Annotated in this window: 20 protein-coding genes, 1 tRNA gene and 1 other annotated feature; of the genes, 18 read left to right on the forward strand and 3 right to left on the reverse strand. The window is 42.4% G+C overall.

From position 1 onward, the window contains the following. Positions 1-27 precede the first annotated feature (27 nt). The 8 genes from RRG12_RS00565 to RRG12_RS00600 all read left to right on the forward strand — a co-directional run bounded on the left by RRG12_RS00565 (position 28) and on the right by RRG12_RS00600 (position 8,916). Entirely contained in the window at positions 28-1,182 is a 1,155-nt protein-coding gene (locus tag RRG12_RS00565) for a glycoside hydrolase family 10 protein (protein WP_420757975.1), read from the forward strand. Positions 1,183-1,194: 12 nt separating this feature from the next. Continuing rightward, entirely contained in the window at positions 1,195-1,614 is a 420-nt protein-coding gene (locus RRG12_RS00570; protein ID WP_420757976.1) for a DUF2358 domain-containing protein, read from the forward strand. A gap of 71 nt (positions 1,615-1,685) precedes the next feature. Beyond that, entirely contained in the window at positions 1,686-2,453 is a 768-nt protein-coding gene (locus tag RRG12_RS00575) for a GDSL-type esterase/lipase family protein (protein ID WP_420757977.1), read from the forward strand. 178 nt (positions 2,454-2,631) lie between these two features. Then, the gene (locus RRG12_RS00580; protein ID WP_420757978.1) at positions 2,632-3,066 is read left to right on the forward strand and encodes a hypothetical protein; all 435 of its coding nucleotides are present in this window, start codon (positions 2,632-2,634) and stop codon (positions 3,064-3,066) included. A 544-nt stretch (positions 3,067-3,610) separates the two neighbouring features. Continuing rightward, complete coding sequence (locus RRG12_RS00585; protein WP_069071544.1) at positions 3,611-4,900, forward strand: cation:proton antiporter; 1,290 nt, start codon at positions 3,611-3,613, stop codon at positions 4,898-4,900. 326 nt (positions 4,901-5,226) lie between these two features. Then, positions 5,227-7,434 carry a cation:proton antiporter gene (locus tag RRG12_RS00590; RefSeq protein ID WP_420757979.1) on the forward strand — a complete coding sequence of 736 codons (2,208 nt, stop codon included), beginning with the start codon at positions 5,227-5,229 and terminating at the stop codon, positions 7,432-7,434. Positions 7,435-7,524: 90 nt separating this feature from the next. Beyond that, positions 7,525-8,004, forward strand: coding sequence for a hypothetical protein (locus RRG12_RS00595; protein WP_069071546.1), 480 nt, complete (start codon positions 7,525-7,527; stop codon positions 8,002-8,004). Positions 8,005-8,094: 90 nt separating this feature from the next. Continuing rightward, positions 8,095-8,916: an AMIN domain-containing protein gene (locus tag RRG12_RS00600; RefSeq protein WP_069071547.1), complete on the forward strand. Its 822-nt coding sequence runs from the start codon at positions 8,095-8,097 to the stop codon at positions 8,914-8,916. Between the two features lie 163 nt (positions 8,917-9,079). On the opposite strand, the gene RRG12_RS00605 is transcribed toward RRG12_RS00600, so the two are convergent. Next, positions 9,080-9,619 (reverse strand): DUF3172 domain-containing protein, encoded by a 540-nt coding sequence (locus RRG12_RS00605; RefSeq protein ID WP_069071548.1) that lies wholly within the window; start codon positions 9,617-9,619, stop codon positions 9,080-9,082. A 648-nt stretch (positions 9,620-10,267) separates the two neighbouring features. Here RRG12_RS00605 and RRG12_RS00610 point away from each other — a divergent pair. Together RRG12_RS00610 and RRG12_RS00615 are read left to right on the forward strand one after the other, a co-directional pair. After that, positions 10,268-11,095 carry an ABC transporter permease gene (locus RRG12_RS00610; RefSeq protein WP_420757980.1) on the forward strand — a complete coding sequence of 276 codons (828 nt, stop codon included), beginning with the start codon at positions 10,268-10,270 and terminating at the stop codon, positions 11,093-11,095. A 571-nt stretch (positions 11,096-11,666) separates the two neighbouring features. Next, positions 11,667-12,329 (forward strand): hypothetical protein, encoded by a 663-nt coding sequence (locus RRG12_RS00615; RefSeq protein WP_069071550.1) that lies wholly within the window; start codon positions 11,667-11,669, stop codon positions 12,327-12,329. 51 nt (positions 12,330-12,380) lie between these two features. On the opposite strand, the gene RRG12_RS00620 is transcribed toward RRG12_RS00615, so the two are convergent. Then, the gene (locus tag RRG12_RS00620) at positions 12,381-13,439 is read right to left on the reverse strand and encodes a glycosyltransferase family 4 protein (protein WP_420757981.1); all 1,059 of its coding nucleotides are present in this window, start codon (positions 13,437-13,439) and stop codon (positions 12,381-12,383) included. A 415-nt stretch (positions 13,440-13,854) separates the two neighbouring features. On the opposite strand from RRG12_RS00620, the gene RRG12_RS00625 reads away from it, so the two are divergent. Further along, complete coding sequence (locus RRG12_RS00625) at positions 13,855-17,460, forward strand: beta strand repeat-containing protein (RefSeq protein WP_420757982.1); 3,606 nt, start codon at positions 13,855-13,857, stop codon at positions 17,458-17,460. Positions 17,461-17,814: 354 nt separating this feature from the next. Here the strand turns inward: RRG12_RS00625 and RRG12_RS00630 are convergent, their stop codons facing one another. Continuing rightward, positions 17,815-18,759 (reverse strand): glycosyltransferase family 2 protein, encoded by a 945-nt coding sequence (locus RRG12_RS00630; protein WP_069071554.1) that lies wholly within the window; start codon positions 18,757-18,759, stop codon positions 17,815-17,817. A 153-nt stretch (positions 18,760-18,912) separates the two neighbouring features. On the opposite strand from RRG12_RS00630, the gene rplS reads away from it, so the two are divergent. The 7 genes from rplS to rplJ all read left to right on the forward strand — a co-directional run bounded on the left by rplS (position 18,913) and on the right by rplJ (position 22,860). Further along, the gene (gene rplS, locus RRG12_RS00635) at positions 18,913-19,275 is read left to right on the forward strand and encodes a 50S ribosomal protein L19 (RefSeq protein ID WP_069071555.1); all 363 of its coding nucleotides are present in this window, start codon (positions 18,913-18,915) and stop codon (positions 19,273-19,275) included. Between the two features lie 146 nt (positions 19,276-19,421). Next, positions 19,422-19,494 (forward strand) — tRNA-Trp (locus RRG12_RS00640). 299 nt (positions 19,495-19,793) lie between these two features. Then, positions 19,794-20,015 carry a preprotein translocase subunit SecE gene (gene secE / locus RRG12_RS00645; protein WP_069071556.1) on the forward strand — a complete coding sequence of 74 codons (222 nt, stop codon included), beginning with the start codon at positions 19,794-19,796 and terminating at the stop codon, positions 20,013-20,015. Beyond that, positions 20,015-20,656: a transcription termination/antitermination protein NusG gene (gene nusG / locus RRG12_RS00650; protein WP_069071557.1), complete on the forward strand. Its 642-nt coding sequence runs from the start codon at positions 20,015-20,017 to the stop codon at positions 20,654-20,656. The genes secE and nusG overlap by 1 nt, the downstream gene beginning before the upstream one ends. Positions 20,657-20,662: 6 nt before the next feature. Next, positions 20,663-21,088 (forward strand): 50S ribosomal protein L11, encoded by a 426-nt coding sequence (gene rplK / locus RRG12_RS00655; RefSeq protein WP_069071558.1) that lies wholly within the window; start codon positions 20,663-20,665, stop codon positions 21,086-21,088. Positions 21,089-21,233: 145 nt separating this feature from the next. Next, entirely contained in the window at positions 21,234-21,947 is a 714-nt protein-coding gene (rplA, locus tag RRG12_RS00660; RefSeq protein WP_420757983.1) for a 50S ribosomal protein L1, read from the forward strand. 63 nt (positions 21,948-22,010) lie between these two features. Then, positions 22,011-22,178: a sequence feature (ribosomal protein L10 leader region), on the forward strand. A 67-nt stretch (positions 22,179-22,245) separates the two neighbouring features. Further along, positions 22,246-22,860 (forward strand): 50S ribosomal protein L10, encoded by a 615-nt coding sequence (gene rplJ / locus RRG12_RS00665; protein WP_420757984.1) that lies wholly within the window; start codon positions 22,246-22,248, stop codon positions 22,858-22,860. Positions 22,861-22,953: the final 93 nt, after the last annotated feature.

A 22,953-nucleotide genomic window follows, 5' to 3' on the forward strand; every position in this document is an offset into this window, starting at 1 on the left:
CAGTAGCGAGAATTTTAATTTATAGAAATGGCAATAATCGAAACTCGTGGTATCTGGCTGACCACTACTGATAGTAAAGTTCTCAGGTCAAAAGAACGCATTGCCAAGGCGATGGATTTCCTGGCTGAGACGGGATTTAATGTGGTGTTTCCAGTTGTTTGGAACAAGGCAGTAACTTTGTATCCTAGTCAAACAATGCGGCAGACTTTTGGAGTCGAAATTGACCCGCTATCTGTAGGTCGTGACCCCTTAGAAGAGATAGTGATTGAGGCGCGGCGAGTTGGGTTGAAAGTTATTCCTTGGTTTGAATATGGCTTTGCCAGTTCTTACAATTTGAATGGTGGTTTACTTTTACAGAAAAAACCGGAATGGTCTGCGCGTGATTGTAATGGTAACTTACTGAAGAAAAATGGCTTTGAGTGGTTGAATGCACTCGACCCTCAAGTGCAGGAATTTTTATTGAACTTGGTGCTAGAAGTTACGAATAATTACGATGTCGATGGTGTTCAAGGTGACGATCACTTTCCTGCATTACCCTCTGAAGGTGGCTATGATAAGGGAACTGTCACCCGCTATCGCCAACAATTTAATTGCAATCCGCCACAAAATCCCAAGGATAGGCAATGGTTACAGTGGCGTGCAGATATTCTGACTAACTTCTTGGCGCGTCTCTACCAGGAAGTGAAAGCAGTGAATCCTAACTTGCTAGTAGCGATCGCACCTAATATCTATGATTGGGCATTCCAGGAATATCTGCAAGACTCACCCGCATGGCTGAAACGGGGAATAGTTGATATGATTCAGCCGCAGATTTATCGTCGTGACTTTAGGAGTTATTCTGCGATCGCTGATAAACTAGTAAACCAGCAGTTCACAGATGCGACACTGCCGAAGTTAGCACCGGGAATATTGATGAAGCTTGGCTCTTACTGCATTAGTCCAGAATATCTGGTGCAGGCAATTGAATACAATCGCCAACTTGGCATTCAAGGAGAGGTATTCTTTTTTTACGAGGGTTTGCGCGAAAATAATAATACCCTAGCTAAAGTTTTGCGAAATGGGCCTTATGCTAAATCTGCATCATTTCCCACTCTGTCAGATTTGAGTGCGGGTGGTGTGAGTCACAAGAAAACATCTTCTATTTGGCCAGGGTTGCAAAGGGTGTTAAAAAAGATTTTTTAAGGGAAAAGGCGCGTGGAATCTCAATTTTCGGTGGAACATGTAATTAAGACTTTAAAAGAGGATTTACCGACACTTTTTGAAAAAGATATTTCATATCAAATTTATACACAGGATATCTATTTTAAAGATCCGGTGAATACATTCAAATACAAATTTAACTATCGGATTATATTTTGGACTTTGCGATTTCACGCTCGGCTATTTTTTACCCAAATTTACTTTGATGTCCATGAGGTTTATCAGTCAGCCGAAGACACGATTTTAGCAAAGTGGACAGTGCGGGGAGTGTTGCGGGTTCCTTGGAAAGCTGGTTTGCTTTTTAATGGGTACTCAACGTATAAATTCAACCAAGACAATTTGATATATGAGCATGTAGACACTTGGGATAGAAAACCAGGGGAGATTTTACGGCAGTTTTGGCAAAGGGGATAAAACCTATAGGATAGCCATTTATGGTATAGAAATGTATAGAATCTTGTAAAAATATAAAATATAGTTGTTAAATGCACACATTTCTAGCTTCTTCCTCAATGCAGCTGTCCGCACCACCAAATCACTTTCAGCCTATGAAGATTGTCGCACTGGGGGACAGCTTAATTTATGGATTCGGTGATCCGGAAAAAGGAGGCTGGATTGAGCAACTACGGCGGTGGTGGATGTTGCCGGATAGTGATGGTCATATTCTTTATAATTTAGGGGTAAGAGGCGATCGCACGCAACAAGTAGCACAAAGGCTAGAAGTTGAATTTCGCCACCGGGGTGAACTGCGAAATCGTGTTCCCGACTTGATTATTTTATCAGTAGGCGTGAATGACTCAGCGCGGTTGGCGCGTCCCGATGGTCGAAGTTACACAGATTTTACATTGTTTGAAAAGGAAATTGCTTCTCTGCTAGATTTAGCACAGCAACTCTGTCCTGTGTTATTTGTGGGCATGGTGCCAGTGAATGAAGCCAAGATGCCATTTTTAGATTGTTTTTACTATAATCATGCCGACCAGTACCGTTACAAAGAAGCAACTCGAATTGCTTGTACAAAACGGCAGATTCCCTATTTAGATATTTTTGAGCAATGGATGGAACGTGGTGAAACTTGGCGGCTCAAACGCTTGAGTGAAGATGGACTTCATCCCAATACAATAGGTTATCAAGCTTTGTTAGAGGATGTAATAAATTGGGATGCCATGCCTTCTCTACGAGACGCTACTCGAAAAGTGGGTTTTGCCAACGCAGTTCACCATTCTCAATTTGATTATCACCTGAAACCATCCTAATAATAATAGATGTGTTGGTGCTTTGAGGCTAGTCCAGATTCTCATATTTGCCATCATGGCAAAAGCACCACAATCTTCCGAAATTTTTAATGAAAGCCAATCTAACATCCATTTATAAAAACTCCAACTTCTCTCTTTTTTATTACTCCCAACTCCCAACTCCCAACTCAGCACTCCTATGACACCAACTTTATTTGGTCGCTGGCAAACTCGATTATTATTACTTGCAACTGTAGGTGTACTTGTATCTTTGCCTTTTGTAATGGGTTGGATTGGCCCTGGTGCTAACTCGGTTTATTTTTGGATACTTGCTTATGTCGCCATCTTTGGCATAGGTTGGGATGTGCTTTATGACTATCTGCAAAAATCACGCTGGGATAGAGATTGGCCCGCAGTTTATCAACTCTTAGCTGGTATATGGGAATTAGTATTTGTGTTTTGTGGAGTCAAGCTGCTTGGCTTTTTACCAATACCTTTACCGAAAGAGGAACTGTCGCCAGGAGCTTTTTTACTGCACTATAGCATCGTGTGGTTAACAGTGTTTATTACTTCCCAAAGCTTAATGCGAATTATCTTCCCCCATTGGCGTTTCCGGGGTGGAGAATGGTTGTAATAAATTAGATACTCGAAACTAATTTAATCATAAATTATAGCAATTTCAGGTAACCCATAGTGTAGGGACATATATATGTGCGTCTCTACATCAGATTGCAATACCTGTCGGGTTTTGGGGAAAAGGGTAAGGGGAAAGGGGAAAGAAAAAACCTTTAACCTTTACCCTTTAACCTTTTCCCAAAACCCAATTCCGAGTTCAAAATACTTATCCGAGCAGTATTGCATCAGATTGTGGTTCAAATAGATGAAAAAGTTTATAAATCGCAATTTAACAAATCATAAAAAATCATATATGGCGGTTTTAGTTTGGATGCAATATGTTGTATTGACGTACAGTTGTGTGTGTTCTTAAAAACAACATGACAATTACTACAACTTTGGAAACCAAAGCAACGCATTGCTTCTTGTATCTCATCAAATTAAAAACAGCTATCTTCTGTTCCAAAATTGGGACTTTTGTTGATGTATTAATGAGAAAAAAAGGACAAGTTTTGGAGTCTAGAGAGATTGTTCAATGCAGAGACGCAAATTAAAGAGGTGCAATGTCAAATTTTGATCTGGTTATTCAGCTATTTCTGCAACTCACTGTTATTTTAGTCACTTGTCGCATTGTTACGATTTTAGGACGCCGCTATCTTGGTCAAACTGATGTTGTTTGCGAAATGATTGCAGGTGTAATGCTAGGGCCATCTCTTTTAGGATTGATTGCACCAGATTTTCAGCAATGGCTGTTTCCTAAGCTTCCCATCATCACAGCTTTAGGAGACAAGATACCCAATCCATCGATGTCGATTTTATATGCTATCAGCCAAATTGGGTTGGCAATTTATATGTTTTTGATTGGTTTAGAGTTCAACACCAAACTCTTAAAACATCATATCAAAAGTGCAAGCTTGCTATCTGCGGCTGGAATTATCACTCCTTTTATTTTAGGAGCGATCGCATCTTTTTGGTTTTATCACAATGGCAATTTCTTTCAACCAAAAGTTACAGCTTGGTCAGCCGCATTGTATCTAGGTGCGTCGATGACAATTACGGCTTTTCCGATGTTAGCTCGCATTCTTTACGAACGCGGTCTTGCACAAACCCGGTTTGGGACTTTGGCTTTAGGTGCAGCATCAGTAGATGATGCAGTTGCTTGGTGTTTGCTAGCGATCGTCCTTGCTAGCGTGAAAAATTCTCTGAGTATTGCCATATTAGCAATTGGTGGTGGCATTTGCTACGTGCTATTTGCAATTTTTGTCGGACAACCTCTACTGAGAGCATTCACACGCATGACAAAACGTGATGCAGGTGTGAACAGACAAACTCTGACCTTGATGTTAATAATTTTGATGTTTTGTGCGTGGTTTACCGATGTCACAGGCATCTATGCAATATTTGGTGCTTTTGTGCTGGGAGCGGTGACACCACGCGGGGAATTTGCCCAACAAATTCGCCAATATACAGAGTTTATCACTACTTCTTTTCTGTTACCGATATTTTTCGTTTTCTCTGGATTGAACACTCAAATTGGACTGGTAAATACACCGACTTTGTGGGGAATTACGTTCTTAATTATTGCGATCGCAATTCTCGGTAAAGGCATTGCTTGTATGTTGGCTGCAAAATTGGCTGGCGAAAATTGGCGGGAATCAGCAACTATCGGCGCTCTGATGAATGCTCGTGGTTTGATGGAATTAATCATCCTCAATATTGGTCTGGAGCAAGGGATAATTACCCCCACTTTATTCACGATTATGGTGATTATGGCAGTCATTACTACCCTGATGGCATCACCGCTCGTTGCTTTTTTGTTACATAATACAAGCTATGATAAATCTTCCGCTTAAGCAGATTCAAATATAAAATTAGTTACCTAGTATTTGGGTAAAATTATCTGCTTTCAACTTCATTATCACCGCTATTTTGTTTGTAGTTGCGTTTAAGCGCTACTACAAACTGACTAACTATTACTTAATTTTTTTAATGCCGATAATTAGAGATTTAGCTGCGAAAATCATCATAATTCTTGTTTCCTGCCTACTACTGCATCGTAACAGCAATTGACATAACAACAAAACACAAATTACTCTTGGTTTGATCTAACGAACTTGACATTTTCCAGTCTTTTAAAGAATCATCTGATAGAAACCAGATAGTTAATTGTGAGGAAACCATGCACATAGTTATTCTCGTTCTGGTTGAGGTGCTGATTGTTATTGGACTTTCAAGGCTAGTAGGATTAGCATTCCGTTCTATTAAGCAACCGCTGGTAATTGGTGAGATTGTCGCCGGAATTATGCTCGGCCCATCTTTATTTGGTTTAATTGCTCCCCACGTAGCAGTTACCTTGTTTCCACCAGAGACTTTTCCTTTCCTAAATGTTTTGTCTCAGGTGGGACTAATATTTTTCATGTTTCTGATTGGGTTAGAACTAAATCCTAAATACCTCAATAGTCAGCTAGACGTGGCTGTTTTGACTTCTCATGTGAGTATTTTGGTGCCGTTTTCTCTAGGAACATTGCTAGCAGTAATAATTTATCCCCTAGTTTCCAATGCAAGCGTATCCTTCACTGCCTTCGCGTTGTTTTTGGGGGCGGTAATGTCAATTACTGCTTTTCCAGTGTTGGCGCGAATTATTACTGAAAACAATTTACAAGGAACGCGTTTAGGAACCTTAGCGTTAACTTGTGCAGCGGTGGATGATGTGACAGCTTGGTGTCTCTTAGCAGTAGCGATCGCAGTTGCTCGGACTGGTAACTTTGCTGGTGCTATACCCACAATTATCGCCAGCATAATTTACATCGGCTTGATGTTGACGCTGGGACGTTGGTTTCTCCAAGGTCTTGTCAAACACTACCTTCGTGCGGGACGCCTCAGCCAATTGTGGCTAGCTGGGATTTATATGGGCGTGGTTGCGTCGGCACTAATCACCGAACTAATTGGTATTCACTTAATTTTTGGGGCATTTTTACTGGGAGTAGCCATGCCCAAAAATGAAGATTTAGTGCGGGAATTGGCAGTAAAAACCGAAGATTTTGTCCTGATATTCTTGCTGCCAATATTTTTTGCCTACAGTGGCTTACGGACGGATATTGGCTTGCTCAACCGTCCAAAATTGTGGCTGTTGTGTGCGTTGGTTTTAGGAGTGGCGATCGCAGGCAAATATTTTGGCACTTATGTAGCAGCTCGTGTCAGTGGCATTAGTAAACGAGAAGCCTCGGCACTCGGTTGGTTAATGAATACTCGCGGCTTAACTGAACTAATAGTGCTAAACATTGGTCTAGAGTTAGGGGTAATTTCCCCCTTAATATTTACCATGCTGGTAATTATGGCATTGGTAACTACATTCATGACCTCGCCACTGCTGGAATGGACATACCCGAAGAAGCTGATCAGGTTAGATGTCATGGAACCGGAGTTGGAAGCAGAAACAGACGATGACGATATAGATACATATGTCACCGCTGGAAGTGTAAGTTATCTTCATCCCTACCGAATTTTAGTGCCAGTGGCTAATCCGAGTACCCAAAAAGGGCTGGTACAGTTGGCAGTCAGCATCGCTCTTAACTACCGACATCCCGCCATTGTTAACCCTCTTAGCCTGATTGAATTTGAAGAAGATTATGCCTTTGAAAGTACCCCAGATGAAGCAGACCGATTAATCGCCCAGCGTCGCCAACAACTAGATGAATTGATAAATACTCTCGAACCGCTAGAAACACGCTCTTATGTGCATCCCATCGTTCGCACATCTAGCAATGTCGCACGGGAAACATCACAAATTGCCGCACTAGACCAAGTTGATTTAATTCTCGTGGGATGGCATCGTCCAGCCTTTAGTAGCAATCGTTTAGGTGGAAAAGTCGGTCAAATTCTCACCACTGCACCAGTTGATGTGGCAGTATTTGTAGACCGGGGAAGCGATCGCTTAGAAAGTTTGTTAGTCCCCTATTCTGCAAATATCCATGATGATTTGGCGCTTATACTTGCGCTCAGACTGCTCATCAATCATGAAACTTGTATGTTGCAGGTTTTACACGTTTTACCCGAAAATCGCCTCAAAGATAAATTGAGTTACGAACTCGACACGATGATCGAGCAATTACCGAAAAGTGTACGCGATCGCATTGAAATCAAAATTGTCCAGTCCCCAGAGCCAATCCAAGCCTTAATCGAAGCCTCAAAAAGTGTAGACCTGACAATTGCTGGCACCAGCCGCACTTGGGGCATTGAGCGTCAAACCTTGGGAAGATATACAGATCAACTAGCCATCCAATGCCGTTCCTCCCTGCTAATTACCCGCCGCTACAGTCAAGTCACCGCTCATCTAACTTCCATGCTTCCTGAAGTTAGTAATCAAGAGGAGCCAGCGCTGTGGTAACCCAGTCGGCACAAGAGAGGGCTTGAAAAGAGGCAGAAGGGAAAACTCTTCTCCCTTGCTCCTCTGCTCCCCCACTCCCCACTCCAACACATGAATCATTTCAACTTCAAATCTTTAGCTTTTTACGGAGTAGCAATAAGTTCAGTGCTACTGTTGTTTAAAACTGTAACCATTTATGGAGAAAACAATCTCAAGGCTCCTCCTCTAGTTAACGGCAGGTATCGTCTAACGCTGGCTGAGAATTTGCCTAACTGTGAAAAATCGGATACCCTGACGTTAAACATTCAACAGTCGGGTATTTACTTAAATGCCTCTGTCTTATCGGCAAACGCTAGCGCCAATACTGATGAAAAGCACTCTCTGGCAGGCATTTTGAAAAACCAACAATTAAATCTATCTGGGAAAGTTGGCAAATCAATCCTTTGTAATATTCCTTACCCCCAAAATGATCCTCTGAACTCAGTCACCATTCAAATGCAATTGGTAGATAAAGGTAATATGACAGGTCAATTAACTATAAATGGCATTCCCAAAACTCTGAAATTTACCGCTGTGCCCCAAAACAGCTAATTGAATTGGGGAGTGGGGATAGTTATTGGAAGGGCGAAGTAAACAGCAATGTGAGCGCATTGTATGGGCTTTATGGAGCAGATAAAAAGAATGGATCAGGGACTAAAGACTAGGCAATTTTGCCAATGGCGCAAGCAGCTATTTAGCATCAGTCTATTAGGCTTTTGTGCAGCGATCGCCCTCGAAACTTTCACTACAGCTGCTACACCAGTGGCAAAGCTAAATAAATGGCGTTTTTCTACCAAAACACAGCAACTCGAAATCACCCTCTCGGCAGGCACAACTCCCCGTTATTTCTACTTAGCCCAACCTCCTCGCCTTGTTGTAGATTTACCAAATACTAAGTTGGGTAACGTTACCACGCAACAAAATTATTCTGGATCAATAAAAAGCATTCGCGTTTCTCAATTGAATGAGAACGACACCCGCATTGTCCTAGATTTAGCATCGGGCACAGCTTTTAATCCCAAACAAGTACAACTGCAACCCGTTTCCCCAAAAAACTCCACTCGCTGGGTATTACGTCCAGTTATTTCTGGTAAAACTGCTGTAGTGAAACCAGCAAACTCCCCACCTTCACCCAAGAAACTACCTCAACTTCCTACTAACCTACCGATAAGTACTACTAACGCACAACCACCCTTACTGACAGTACCCCCTCCATCCAATGAACTGCCCTCAACAATTACTAATAATTTAGGACAGCCTTTTGTAACCGTACCTCCCCTAACTCCGAATACATCCTCTCAACAACCTGGTTTGATTCTTCCCCCTCCTTCTTTCCCAAATCAACCCGGTAATTTGAATAGCATTCCTCCTTTCGGTATGTCGGAATTTCCAGTTCCAACAGTCCCCAATGTTCCCGATGTCCAGGTGATCGAGTTTGGTCAACCCCTTCCTAAAAATAGATAGGAAGCAGGGGGAACTGAGGGGGACAAGGAAGAAGCAGGGGAGCAGGGTGCAGGGGGCAAGGGGGAGAATAAAAAATTACCTCTTTCTCCTTTGCTCCCTGCCCCTCTGCCTCTTTTCAATGCCCAATGCCCAATGCCCAATGCCCCATACCCAATGCCCAAATCTAAAATCTGTCCGTTTCTTGAGGTGTTCCAACTGCTCCTGGTTGAGCCGTGAAGAAGTTTTGAGCAGCTTCATTCTGATATATACACCTAATATCAGGTTTGTCACTGTCCAAGTTACCTGTGAAACCAAAGGTATTCAAGCGATTTTTGCAATCTCTTACCTGATCGTTAGTTACCAGCTTACGTTGCTCTAAAAGCGCCCAGTTATTTTGCCGGATTACGCATCCAGGACGCATACTCGGCTGGGCAACATAGACATTGAAGGGGTTGAGAGTGACGAACAGTCTAGCGTCCATCACCATCGCGCTGGCTCCGTACTGCACACAAATCTCAGGGTTTGGTGCTTTGGTGTCAATGAATTCACGGGAAGCCACATTTGATGGCGCCAACGTGGTTGTAGAACTAAAAGCAATGCCAATCCCAATTCCCAAAATCAACACCCCTCCCATAATGGCGATGGTGAAGAGGTTAAACATAGGGGATTGGAAAATAGAGGGTTTAGAAGTAGTAGTCGATCTACCAGTGGGTTTACGTCTCATTGTTGCTTAATCACCTTCACGCCTATTTGGCAGGGAGTGGTTTAAAGTTTGCTCCCTCTTTTCAGTATGCCTAGTCTTTAATGCAATTGTCTGTGATTTTCTGTGCTACGTTCACGGTAACTGAGAAAAATATGAATTTATCTAGATAACTTAGTGGCCTTGATATCCTCCCAGCACTGTATTCAATACTTTAAATCAGTGGGAGATTCCAAATATCACTCTTTGGGCTTCCTCCCAATATTATTAATTTTACATTATTTTAAAATAGCTAAATTTATTCTTGCCGACTTCACATAATATCTGGACAGAAGTTCAACTTTATGTCTTGTTGCTTCTATCTGGAATAATTGGTTAGTATTTTTATTTAGTTTGATTGTTAACCAATTGTTGTTAGTTATGAGTTTTGTTTGACTTGTTAATTAATTTTTAACTTCTTGTATTGATGGATTATGATAGCACATTTTTGATGATTATCAGATGGTCTTAATTCAATTTTCACTATTAAAACAGTCAGAATGCTTAGATTATCTAGCTTTTGTTGTTACTTTTCAATTTTTAGGATGAGATATTTTTGTTACCCCTAGTAATTGATGTGTAAAACAATGTAAATTAACACTTAATGAAATTTTGATAAGTAATTGAAAGCACGTGACATCTCAAAGAGCGCTACTTTCGGGCAAGAGGTTCAAAACTTCGCAACTTCAAATCTTCTTAGCTGATAGTCTGACTATTTTCTGGGGAGATTGGTTAGATTTACGTGTGAGAATTGTACAAGTTGCTGCATCAGGATTAATATCTCCACTGATATATATTTTAGCTTTTGGCTTGGGTTTGGGTAGTTCCATCAAACCCGGCTCAGGGATTAGTGGTAATTATGACAATTATTTGGAATTCATATTACCGGGAATGGTGGCGCTATCATCGATGACGATTAGCTTTGGTGGAACGACATTTTCAATTTGTGGAGACAGACTATTTAGCAAAACCTTCGAGGAATTGTTGTTAACTCCTATACACCCTTTAGCGCTGCACATAGGTAAAATGCTGGCGGGAGTCGTGCGGGGGTTGATGACTTCCGGTTCGGTGATTTTGGTAGCGTTGCTGTTGACTGGAAACTGGAATTTTCTCAACCCACTATTTCTACTGTTGGTAGTGCTGAATTGTTCGGTATTTGCTGGGTTAGGGGTGATTGTGGGGTTGAGTGTGCGATCGCTCGAATCAGTTGGACTCTACAACAACTTTATAATTATCCCTATGTCATTCTTAGGAGCGACTTTCTTTGACCCTGCGACATTACCAGCTGCCCTCAAGGTTGTAGTTTACCTGTTACCGTTGACCTACGCCAGCATCGGACTGCGTGCAGCGGCTCATTTACCCTTGTCCCAGTTTCCTTGGTACAGCATACCGATTTTGCTGGTAATTGCGATCGCTCTTTCTCTCTGGGGCGGTTATAAATTCGCTCACCAACAGGATTAGAATAATTCGTAATTCGTAATTCGTAATTCGTAATGACGCTCGAATACTGCGTCTGAATAATCGGCGTTTTTGCACTCCCACAAAACAAGAAAATTTGGTGGTGCAACAATTTCTGCGTCGGTCTGAATCCCTGACTGTAAGCGAAGCCGCGATAGCGCAGCGTTAGCGAGTCTTCTCCCAAGGGGAGACGCCAAGGGCGAACGAGCGTCGCGTCTTTATTCTGACTCCTGAATTCTGACTCCTGAATTCTGACTCCTGAATTCTGAATTCTGAATTCTTCTTCAATAGAAGTAAAGATAATTTTATGATTCACATATTGTCTAATATGTCAACGCATCAGTTCTAATTTAGATTTTTTATAAAGATTGCGTGAAATTACTAGTTATCGTGATAAAGCATTACAAGAATTGCTTTATAAATCAACCTATGAGTAGATATCAACTCAGTGAGCAAGCACACATTAACCACTATTTATCTAGCAGATAGATAGCAGTTGAAAAGTGAGTTTTTGCTGTTTGATTTAACCCATGCGGTATAGCATTCTCTTAACCAATATGAAAAGGACACAAATATGACTACAATTGCAACCAAAATAGCCTTATCTGTTTTAGGAGCAGCAGGAATTAGTCTTTTATCTTGGACACCAGCAAGAGCCGTCATTTTTGTAGAACCCATCGTGACGACTGTGAATGAAGACATATTCAAAACGAGAGAACCAAGAACCCTTGGGCCAGATATTCTACCAGGAGAAAGAATAGAATATGGTGTCCCAGATAGAGCTAACAATTTAATAAATGGTACTGGCAATAATATAGGAAGCTTCGTTTTTGACTTACAAACGCTGTTCTATACTAATGCCGATTCTAATCCATCATTTGATAATGAGCCGGTAGAGTGGGGAGATGTTGATGGAGATGGAAAGATTGGTTTCTCTAGTATTCCTGGTCTAGAGGATATCTTTGCAAACGTTACCGTTGAAGGCAACCTGATCACTTATAGTGGTGGCGTAATCCGAGACGGAGATATATTTTACAATCTATTTTCTACCAAACCCGATTTAACCCCAGGTGGTGGAATCATTCCAGCAATACCAGCAGATCAAGAGGATAGAGATGGGCCGATCCGGGTGGGTGCTTCTTACACCGCCATTCCTGAATCAACTAATGTTTTGGGTGTACTCGTTTTTGGCGCTTTAGGGGTAGCTTTCAAACTAAAGCGATCGCTACACTGTTAAAGCTGTTACTGGGGACTGGTGATAACCGATAATCACCAATGCCCCATGCCCTCATTTTGTAATTAACTCCCGATACACTATCATTGTTTCCTGATGGACACGGGCAACATTTAGCCTCTCTAGGTTTTGATTTGCCCGTTGTTTCCACTCGTCCAGCATCTCGGCATTACTCAGTAATTGCACTAAGACCCCAGCCAAAGCATTACTATCTTTTACTGGCACCAAAAGACCTGCTTGCCCATTATCCAAAGCTTCAGGAATCCCATCTACCTGAGTACCAACGATCGCAGTTCCAGTTTCTCTAGCTTCCGAAAGTACCAGAGGGCAAGGATCACGGTGGGAAGCCAGCACAAATATGTCACAAGATATCAGATAGCGTTGAGGTTCTGGTTGGAAACCTTCAAAATGAATGCGTTCTTTTACAGAAGTTGCTTGTGCCTGTGCCTCAAATAGCTGCTTATCAGGGCCATTTCCTACCAAATAAAGATGCGCTTGGGGAAAATCTGAGGCAATTTGTTCAAAGGCGGCGATTAACTCAGCAATTCCCTTACGTTGATACATCCCGGCTACAGTTGCGATCGCTGGATGCTGTAATGGTAGAGGTTGATAATCTTGTATTTGTCGAGTGCGGGGACTGCCCAAAGTTCCGTTACATACCACCCGCAACTTGTTTTCTGGAATACCGCGCCTAAACATAGAATCTTGCACAGCTTTACTGACAGCAATTACCCTGTCAGCCAAACCCATCAGCAGACTGGCACGTTGAAATTCGTTGTGGACTGTAGAAATTAAAGCATATTTGTTTCCTTTAAAAATACGTGCTAATATCACTCCCGTCATCATGTGGGCATGAACAATATCTGGCTGAAATTCAGCTGCGATCGCTCGGTAACGCATAACTGCTTTGATCATATTTATCGGTTTCCGGCTTTGGTCTAGTTGGTAGTGTTTAACACCATAAATATCTAGTAAAGTCTCGTATTCACCACCAGCAGAAACAACCGCTACCTCATAACCAGATTTTGCCTGTAGACAAGCCAGATCCACAGCCACATTCACAATCCCGTTACCTATTTCTTGAACGTGGTTCAAAATATGTATGATTCGCATAATCTTTAAGATGTGTATAAAAAATAAAGATAAGTAACTGAGTGTGAATCTACATAATTATTGAGTTCTTCAGTGACAACTCAAAAGCAGTCAGTAGTGTGTAAAAATGACCACTTACTACTGACTAAAAGCGTTTCTAACTAGTTACTTAGCTTAAAGAGTTATTCAATAACGGCTCGATAAATCGGGGTAAAACTCCAAAATCGTCCTTGTTAGAATTCCCCATTTCCCTCTCTTGGCCACTACTGAAATACTTTTATGACTTTACAAAAACAGCAATTTGCCTGATGATAAAAAAGAAATAAATAGTAATAAATAATTCGTTAGTACTGTTAGTATTTGTGTGAAAACCCTAGTAAATATAAAGCTTCAGTCAGTTTGAGTTGACCTCATAACCTTATCTTGAAGTAACAAAATGCTAACTCCACATACTCCAAACTTCCAATTAAATTCCATAACGGTGAATGATACCGGAGACGCAGATGATGGTGATGCGAACAACGGCATTACCACACTTCGGGAAGCAATTAACTTAGCTAATGCTACTCCAGGGGATGATGTGATCACTTTCGGGGGTGTATTCACGGATAACACACCAGATGTAATTACCCTGACCTCTGGGCAACTGACGATTACTGATGATCTCACCATCTTGGGCACTGGGTCATCTTTGCTTACCGTGAGTGGAAATAATGCTTCCAGGGTGTTCGAGATATCAGGATTAGTAACAGATGTTAGCATTGATGGTTTGGCGATCGCTAATGGTAATGATAGCGGTATTAAAACTAACAACAATGCTATTCTCAGCCTAACTAACAGCACCGTTTCTGACAATACAGGAAGCGGCATCTTTAACGAAACCTATACCAACGTCAGTCTAACTAACAGCACCGTTTCTGACAATACAGGAAGCGGCATTTTTAACGGAGGCTATAGTAACCTAAGTATATCTAACAGCACTGTTTCTGGAAATACGGGAAGCGGCATCTTTAACGAAGGAGGCACAGTCAGTCTAACTAATAGCATTGTCTCTAGCAATACTGAAAGCGGCATCTTCAACACCATCACTGGTATTCCTCCGTTCATACTTAATCCTGGTAACATCAGGCTTACAAATAGCACTGTCTCAGGTAATACGAAAACTGGGATCTATAACCGAGACAGCATTCTCTGGCTTAACAATAGTACTGTCTCAAACAATACAGGAAGCGGCATTTCTAACTTATCTATCCAAGATGAATATATCTTTTCTTCCAGTTCAGCTACCCTGACGAACAGTACTGTATTCGGGAATACAAATACTACTGAGGGCGGCGGCATCTATAACAACGACGCCCTCACCCTCATCAACACTACAATTACTAATAACACAGCTGACTCTAACGCCGATGGGACTGGCGACGGTGGCGGCGTTTTCAACGATGGTGGGACTATAACCGTTGGGAACAGCATCATTGCCGGTAACTTCGACAACTCCACCTCCAGCAACATCACGCCCGATGTGGCTGGTAGTTTTAGCGACTCTGGCAATAACCTAGTTGGTAATAATACTGGTAGTACTGGTTTGACTACCAGCACCTTAGTGGGCACCAACGCCAGCCCCATTAATCCCCAACTCAGCCCTCTACAAAATAATGGTGGTGCAACATTAACTCAAGCTTTACTTGCGGGTAGTCCCGCCATTGATGCAGGCAATAATTCCCTAGTTAGCGCCAGCACAGACCAAAGAGGCCCTGGATTTGACCGAATATCTAACGGTGTAGTTGATATTGGTGCTTATGAAGTCCAATTCACTAGCCAGCCACCTATTAATACTGACACAGTAGTAACTAACACCAATGATTCTGGGGCAGGATCGTTGCGACAGGCTATTCTCAATGCCAATGCGACTGCTGGGGCGGATACGATTACTTTTGCGGGCGTGTTCACCGATGACACCCCAGATATCATCACTCTCACATCTGGGAAATTAACAATTACCGATGATCTGACAATCTTAGGGACTGGGGCATCAAACCTCAGCATCAGCGGCAATAACTCATCAGGCGTATTTGAGATATCAGGAACAGGGACAGATACTAGCATTAATGGCTTGAAAATTGCTAATGCTAGTAATAACTTTGGTAGTATTTTTCTCAATAGCAATGCCAGCTTAAACTTGACCAATAGCACTGTCTCTGGTAGTACTGGGTCTGTAGGCGGCATCTTTAACAGAGGTAGCCTTAGCCTGACTAACACCACTGTTTCGGATAATAGGGGGTCGTCACTAGGAGGCGGCATATTTAACACAGGCAATCTCAGCCTAATTAACAGCAGCATCTCTAATAACATTGCCTCGATCAAATACGACCCTGCTTACGGTGGCGGCATCTTCAATACAGGTAACCTCAGCATAACGGGAAGTACTTTCTCTAATAATATTGCGATCGCTAGTGGTCTTGAGCGCGGCGGCCCTAACCCTTTGCCATCTTACGGTGGCAGCATCTATAACTCAGGTACCGTGAACCTGAACTATAGCACCATCTCTGATAGTACAGCCGAAAGCGGTGGCGGCATCTATAACTCAGGCATCTTCAACCTGAGCAATAGTACTATCTCTGGCAATAGGGGGTACATCGACGGCGGTGGCATTTCTAACTCAGGCAGTCTTACCCTCGCCAACAGCACCATTACCAATAACAACGCACAAGACTTTTACGTTCGTAATGCCGATGGTGGAGGCATTTTTAATGACTCAGATGGTACTGTTATCGCTGGCAACACCATCATTGCAGGCAACTTCAACAAAAATTTATATGACTCTTCTGAATCCTCTATCCTCAAGCTTGACGTTTCTGGCAACTTCACTGATGTCGGCAATAACCTGATTGGTGACAACACAGGTAGCACTGGCTTTACTACCAACAGCATTGTGGGTAACAGCGTCAACCCCATCGACTCTAAACTAGGGCCACTAGAAAATAATGGTGGTGTCACCTTAACTAATGCTCCACTTGTGGGTAGTCCTGCTATTAATGCTGGCAATAATGCCCTAATTCCTGTTGGTGTCACCACTGACCAACGTGGCGCTGGATTTGATCGGATATCTGGCAGTAAAGTTGACATTGGTGCCTATGAAGTCCAAACTTTTGCAGGCGATGGCGGTCAAAACAAATTTGTGATTGGCCTCAACGAGGGAACGCAGATTATCACAAATTTCGGTGGTGTGGGTAAAGGAACAAACCCAACAAATGCGGTGATTGCCGAAGCTGATACCCTTAAATTTGAGGGTACTGGCTTAACTGCCCGAAATCTGCTGCTCACCCAGAATAGTAGCAATCTGTTAGTCTCCTTTGAAAACTTGGCGAACAGTCCAAACGTCATCCTGCAAAACTTTGATCTAGAAAAACTCGATAATCTCCGCAAATCTACTGGAGCCAGCGTAGATTTGGGTAATATCCTGTTTGATGGGCAAACCAGCATTGAAGACAGCTTTGATGTCTTCGATGCAAACTCTACCCAAAGCACCGTCTTTGGTAAAAATAGAGTCACCTTCCTTAACGACCTGAACAATAATGTCAACGGTCTTGACAACTCCAACGATGTGATCAGCAGTCAGGGGGGTAATGACCGCATTGATGGCAAGAGTGGAAACGATCTGCTGCGTGGTGGTGCGGGGGATGATACCCTCATTGGTGGTAGTGGCAATGATATCCTCATTGCTGGTGCTGGTAATGACATTCTCACTGGCGGTAGCGGTAATGACCAGTTCGTTTACCAAGCCTTGAATGACATCGGTGATACGATCACTGATTTTAATCAGAGCGAAGATCAGTTAGATTTAAGTGATCTATTCAGAAGTCTAGACGACAGTGGAATTCCTGGCATCAACCAATACTTGCAGTTTGTACAATCGGGTACTTCTACGCAAGTTCAGATTGACCCCGATGGTTTTGGTGGTATTGAAAGTTTTAACACCTTTGTGACTTTGAATAATTTCACTGCTACAAATCTGGTAGTTGGTACAAACGTCTTTGTCTAGCATTTACACGATCACCCTCCCTTTGTTAAGGCTATCCATTACTTTTTGCCAGTGCGATCGCTTACAGGTAATGAATTTGTGATTCAATGTCAATAATATAGGCATTATATCAATAATCAATTCATGATTATTGATATAATGTATCTTTTATAAAGTCATAAAACAAATTTGCAACAAGGGTTTTGACCTTTTTAAGAAAGGTGTGACTAATGCATAGTTGCTAATACCAATTACTTGTGAGGTTGCTATAGAAGCAGTTGTTCTGAGCAACTTGTCTCACCAAGGCTGATTCTGTGCAGCTTCTTAGAAAATTGGTATAAACAATAAGGGAAAGTACTGCCAACGCTTAAAAAGCTACGACGCAATTAATACAAGTTTGCGAACCTGAGAATTGTTTCCTTGAGAGCGGCGTGATGAAGCAGCAGTTAGCAAAAACTTCCAAGACTGAGGAGAAAGTATAGACGGATCGATCATTGAAAGAAAACTCTTGATATTTTTTTGCTTCAGTGCTACTAAAATCCAATGGAGTTTCAGGTAATTTTTTATATCCTGCAAGACTGGAATCTTTGAGCGATGCTGCTCATTTACCAAAGCGTAAATTTTCTCCTTCATCAAAATATTTGTCGCCAACCGCCGAGACAAAGAAAACTTTTGATTATACGCACCCGGCCAGATAGTGCGGTAAGCAAGACACTGGTTGAAGAAAATAGCATCACCAAATTGAGCAATCCGAATCCAGGAATCGATGTCATCACAGTTAGCATCGAGTGTAGAGTCCCAACCACCAGTTTGCAGGAAAGCATCACGTCGGCAAGCTACTTGTACAGGTGTGCCAAAAGGTACAAGTTCTAAAAGCATACCGTAGTGAATATCGGCTTGGGGGATATAAAAAGCTAAACCGGGGCCAACTTGGGGAGTGCGAGAGAGTTCAACTTCATTATCATCCACCTGAGCCGCGACACAAGAGCAGATTACAGCATCGGGACGAAGTGCGATCGCTTTTGCCATCTCTTCTATGCAGTTAGGCGCTAAATAGTCGTCATCATCTAAAAACTTAATCCAGTCGCCGCTAGCTTTGGCAACTCCAGCATTTACTGTTGCTGCATGACCAAGGTTCACTTCATTACGATGATAAACAACCTTGTCGCCTAAGCCTTTAAGATAGGTTTGGGTGTCATCAGATGAACAATCATCGGCAACAACCACCTCGCACTCGATTGTTTGGTTCCGAGCCGAGTCAATTGCTCTTTGCAGCAGATTCAAGCGATTATAGGTACTGATGACGACGCTAAATTTCATAAATTTTACCCCTGTGGTACAGCATTCTGCAATATAGCTTTGATCTTTAGACCGTTGTATCAGTAAAATTATCAATCCCAACAAGTAGACTGAAATAGGATTATCGATTTATCATTGATGATCGTGAGATTTTTTTAAGCAGACAGAAAGACTATGAATGCTCAAGAGATTATCCGCTCCATTGAAGCGGAACAGATAAAATCGAATCTGCCCGACATTTACGTGGGCGACACTGTAAAAGTGGGAGTGAAAATCAAGGAAGGCGAAAAATATCGCGTACAACCCTACGAGGGAGTAGTAATTGCCAAGCGTAATGGTGGCATCAACGAAACGATTACAGTCCGTAAGGTTTTTCAAGGCGTGGGCGTTGAGCGGGTATTTTTGCTGCATTCTCCCCGGATTGACAGCATCAAAGTCATACGTCGCGGTAAGGTACGCCGTGCTAAACTCTATTATCTCCGCGATCGCGTAGGTAAGGCAACCAGAATCAAGCAACGGTTTGACCGCCCTTTGTGATTCGTCCTTCAATCATGATGGGAGAAATCTCAAGCGGCATCTGCCGCTGACTTGTTTTTCAGACAAAATTAAGGTATGATATAAATCTCATATTGCGTTAAACTAAAATTTAGTTCAGCGCAATCACTGAATCAAAAACAGCTTGTGCGCTCTTAGTTCAGTTGGTAGAACGCAGGTCTCCAAAACCTGATGTCGGGGGTTCAAGTCCTCCAGGGCGCGCTCAAGAGCAAAAACTAAGCCCGAAATAATTACGCAACTGTTAATATAGCAGTTAGCGATAATAATTTCGGGTAAACTTATTGTGTTTGTAGTTGTTTTGCTTCCAGTAAGTGAAATAGAGTCGAAACTGCAAAACTGGACGAACAAATTTTAGATTTTAAATTTGAGATTTGGGATTGACAAAAACTCTAAATAAATTGACAACCCAAAATCTGAAGTTGAGTACCCTTGCCTAAAAGCATGGGGTAAATCTAAAATCCCAAATCCAAAATTGAGTAAGAAACGGGGGATAATCGGTCGTGGCCAAAAAAAATGAAGCAGAATTGCCAGAAACCACAAATGGGTTTAGCTTTGGCAACTTCATCCAGGGAACCAAAGAAGAACTTGAAAAAGTAGTTTGGCCCAGTCGGAAACAGATAGTGAGCGAGTCCGCCGCTGTGTTGTTAATGGTGGCACTCTCCGCATCTTTGATATACTTGGTCGATGGATTGTTTGCTTGGGCAGCCAAACAGGTATTCTGATGACTTTTGCAACAGACGAACCTCGCAACTCAACCTTCCAGTCGGAAGACACAGCAGAAGCAGCAGAAACAGCGTCAAAAGAAGCACGCTGGTATGCAGTGCAAGTGGCCTCAGGCTGTGAAAAACGTGTAAAGACGAACCTAGAACAACGCATTCAAACTTTTGATGTAGCTGACAAAATTATCCAAGTAGAAATTCCGCAAACGCCAGCGGTGAAAATCCGCAAAGACGGCAGTCGCCAGCATACAGAGGAAAAGGTTTTCCCTGGCTATGTGTTGGTGCGGATGATGATGGATGATGATACCTGGCAGGTGGTACGAAACACCTCCCATGTAATTAATTTTGTCGGTTCAGAACAAAAACGTGGTAGTAGTAAGGGTCGCGGTCACGTGCATCCCATACCACTGAGTTCTTCAGAAGTAGAACGTATATTCAAACAAACCAGCGAACAAGAAGCTGTTGTCAAAATTGACATGGCTACTGGTGATAAGATAATGGTGCTTTCTGGTCCATTTAAAGACTTTGAAGGCGAGGTGATTGAAGTCTCTCCAGAGCGGAGTAAGCTTAAAGCCTTGCTCTCAATTTTTGGTAGGGATACACCAGTTGAATTGGAATTTAATCAGGTAGAGAAACAGAGCTAAATACAAATGGCGAAGAAAGTAGTGGCGGTCATTAAACTGGCCTTGAATGCTGGAAAAGCCAACCCAGCACCGCCAGTGGGGCCCGCATTGGGTCAACATGGTGTCAACATCATGATGTTTTGTAAAGAGTACAACGCCAAAACAGCAGACCAAGCTGGAATGGTAATACCTGTAGAAATTTCGGTTTTTGAAGACCGGAGTTTTACATTTGTACTCAAGACGCCACCAGCATCAGTGCTGATTCGGAAGGCGGCAAAAGTTGAGAAAGGCTCAAATGAACCCAACAAAAAGAAGGTTGGGTCAATTACCAAAGCACAACTGCAAGAAATAGCCCAAACCAAACTCCCTGACCTCAATGCCAACGACATCGACGCGGCAATGAAGATTGTGGCAGGAACGGCTAAAAATATGGGTATAACGGTTACGGATTAGTCATTGGTCATTAGTCAATTGGTCATTAGTCATTAGTCATTGATAACTGACGAAGGACAAAGGACAAAAGACAAATAACAAAGGACAAATAACTAAAAATTATCGGGGGAGAGGCGAAGCTTCGGAATTACCCCAGGAGAACAAAATGCCAAAAATATCGCGTCGTTTGCAGGGATTGCAAGCAAAAGTAGAAGACAAAGACTATCATCCTTTAGAGGCTTTAGCCCTTCTTAAAGACACAGCAACAGCTAAATTTACCGAAGCTGCTGAAGCCCATATCCGGCTGGGAATTGACCCCAAGTATACAGACCAACAGTTGCGGACAACGGTAGCACTGCCCAAAGGTACAGGACAAATCGTCCGAGTGGCGGTGATAGCCAGAGGCGAAAAGGTAAACGAAGCAAGCAACGCTGGTGCTGATTTAGTAGGGTCAGAAGAACTGATTGACGAAATCCAGAAAGGTAGAATGGATTTTGACAAACTGATTGCCACACCCGATGTGATGCCACAGGTAGCGAAACTGGGTAAGTTGCTTGGGCCGCGTGGTTTGATGCCATCGCCCAAGGGTGGAACCGTAACATTTGACTTAGCAGGTGCGATCGCAGAATTCAAAGCTGGTAAATTAGAATTCCGAGCTGATCGAACTGGTATTGTCCATGTTATGTTTGGTAAGACAACTTTCTCGCCTGAAGATTTGTTAGTCAACCTGAAGGCATTGCAGGAGACGATTGACCGTAACCGTCCTTCAGGAGCTAAAGGTCGTTATTGGCGCACATTTTATGTGTCAGCCACAATGGGGCCATCAATTAAAGTTGATATCAGCGCCCTACGAGATTTGAAACTGAGCGAAGCAAGTTGATTTTTAGTCATTAGTCATTAGTCATTTGTAAATGCAAAAGACAAAGGACAAATGACTAATGACAAAATTAAATAGACAAAGCCGGAGACAGCAGGTGCTAATAGCTTAAATATCCTGCCGAGGTTGAAACTCTAATTGTCAGAATTACCACCTATGAAGGTGTAATAACTATGGCATCACGAGTCTTACTCTCAACCCCGGCTATGTTAGCTGGGGTTTGTTGTTTTGTTTGGTTCAGGTTGAGAAAAAACGTACAAGTAGGGCACTTCCCCGATTGTTTTAAGGAGGTGAGATTGGAATGGGTAGAACACTAGAAAATAAAAAAGAGATAGTAGCTGACCTCAAAGAAACTTTGAGTGAGTCAACTCTGGCACTGGTAATAGAGTATCAAGGATTAACTGTTGCTGAGATTACCGATTTACGGCGGCGGCTACGTCCGAGTGGTGCTGTCTGCAAAGTAACTAAAAATACTTTGATGGGCATTGCTATTGAAGGTGAAGAAAAATGGCAGCCATTGTCAGAACTACTCAAAGGTTCTTCAGCCTTTTTGCTGGTCAAAGAAGATTTTTCATCTGCAATTAAGGCTTACCAAGACTTCCAAAAAGCCACCAAGAAGACAGAACTTCGTGGCGGTGTTATGGAAGGTCGCCTACTCAAAGAACCAGATGTCAAGGCTCTCGGAGACTTGCCATCTAAGGAACAACTCATTGCACAAATTGCTGGGGCTATCAACGCTTTGGCTACCAAGATTGCTGTGGGTATCAACGAAGTTCCTGGTTCATTGGCTCGTGCTTTGCAGGCTGTGGCCGACCAAGAGCAGAGTGGTGGTAGCACCGAAACTGTTGCTGTACAAGATAGCGGCATCGAAACCGCGACTGAAGCTGATAGTAGTACTGAAACTGCTGCTGAATAGACTTCGTGGTTCATCAGTCAAAAGTCAAAAGTCTATAGTTAAAGACCAATGACCGATGACAAAATAAATAATCAAAATTACAGGAGTTATATC

This window comes from Nostoc sp. CALU 546 (assembly GCF_048836525.1).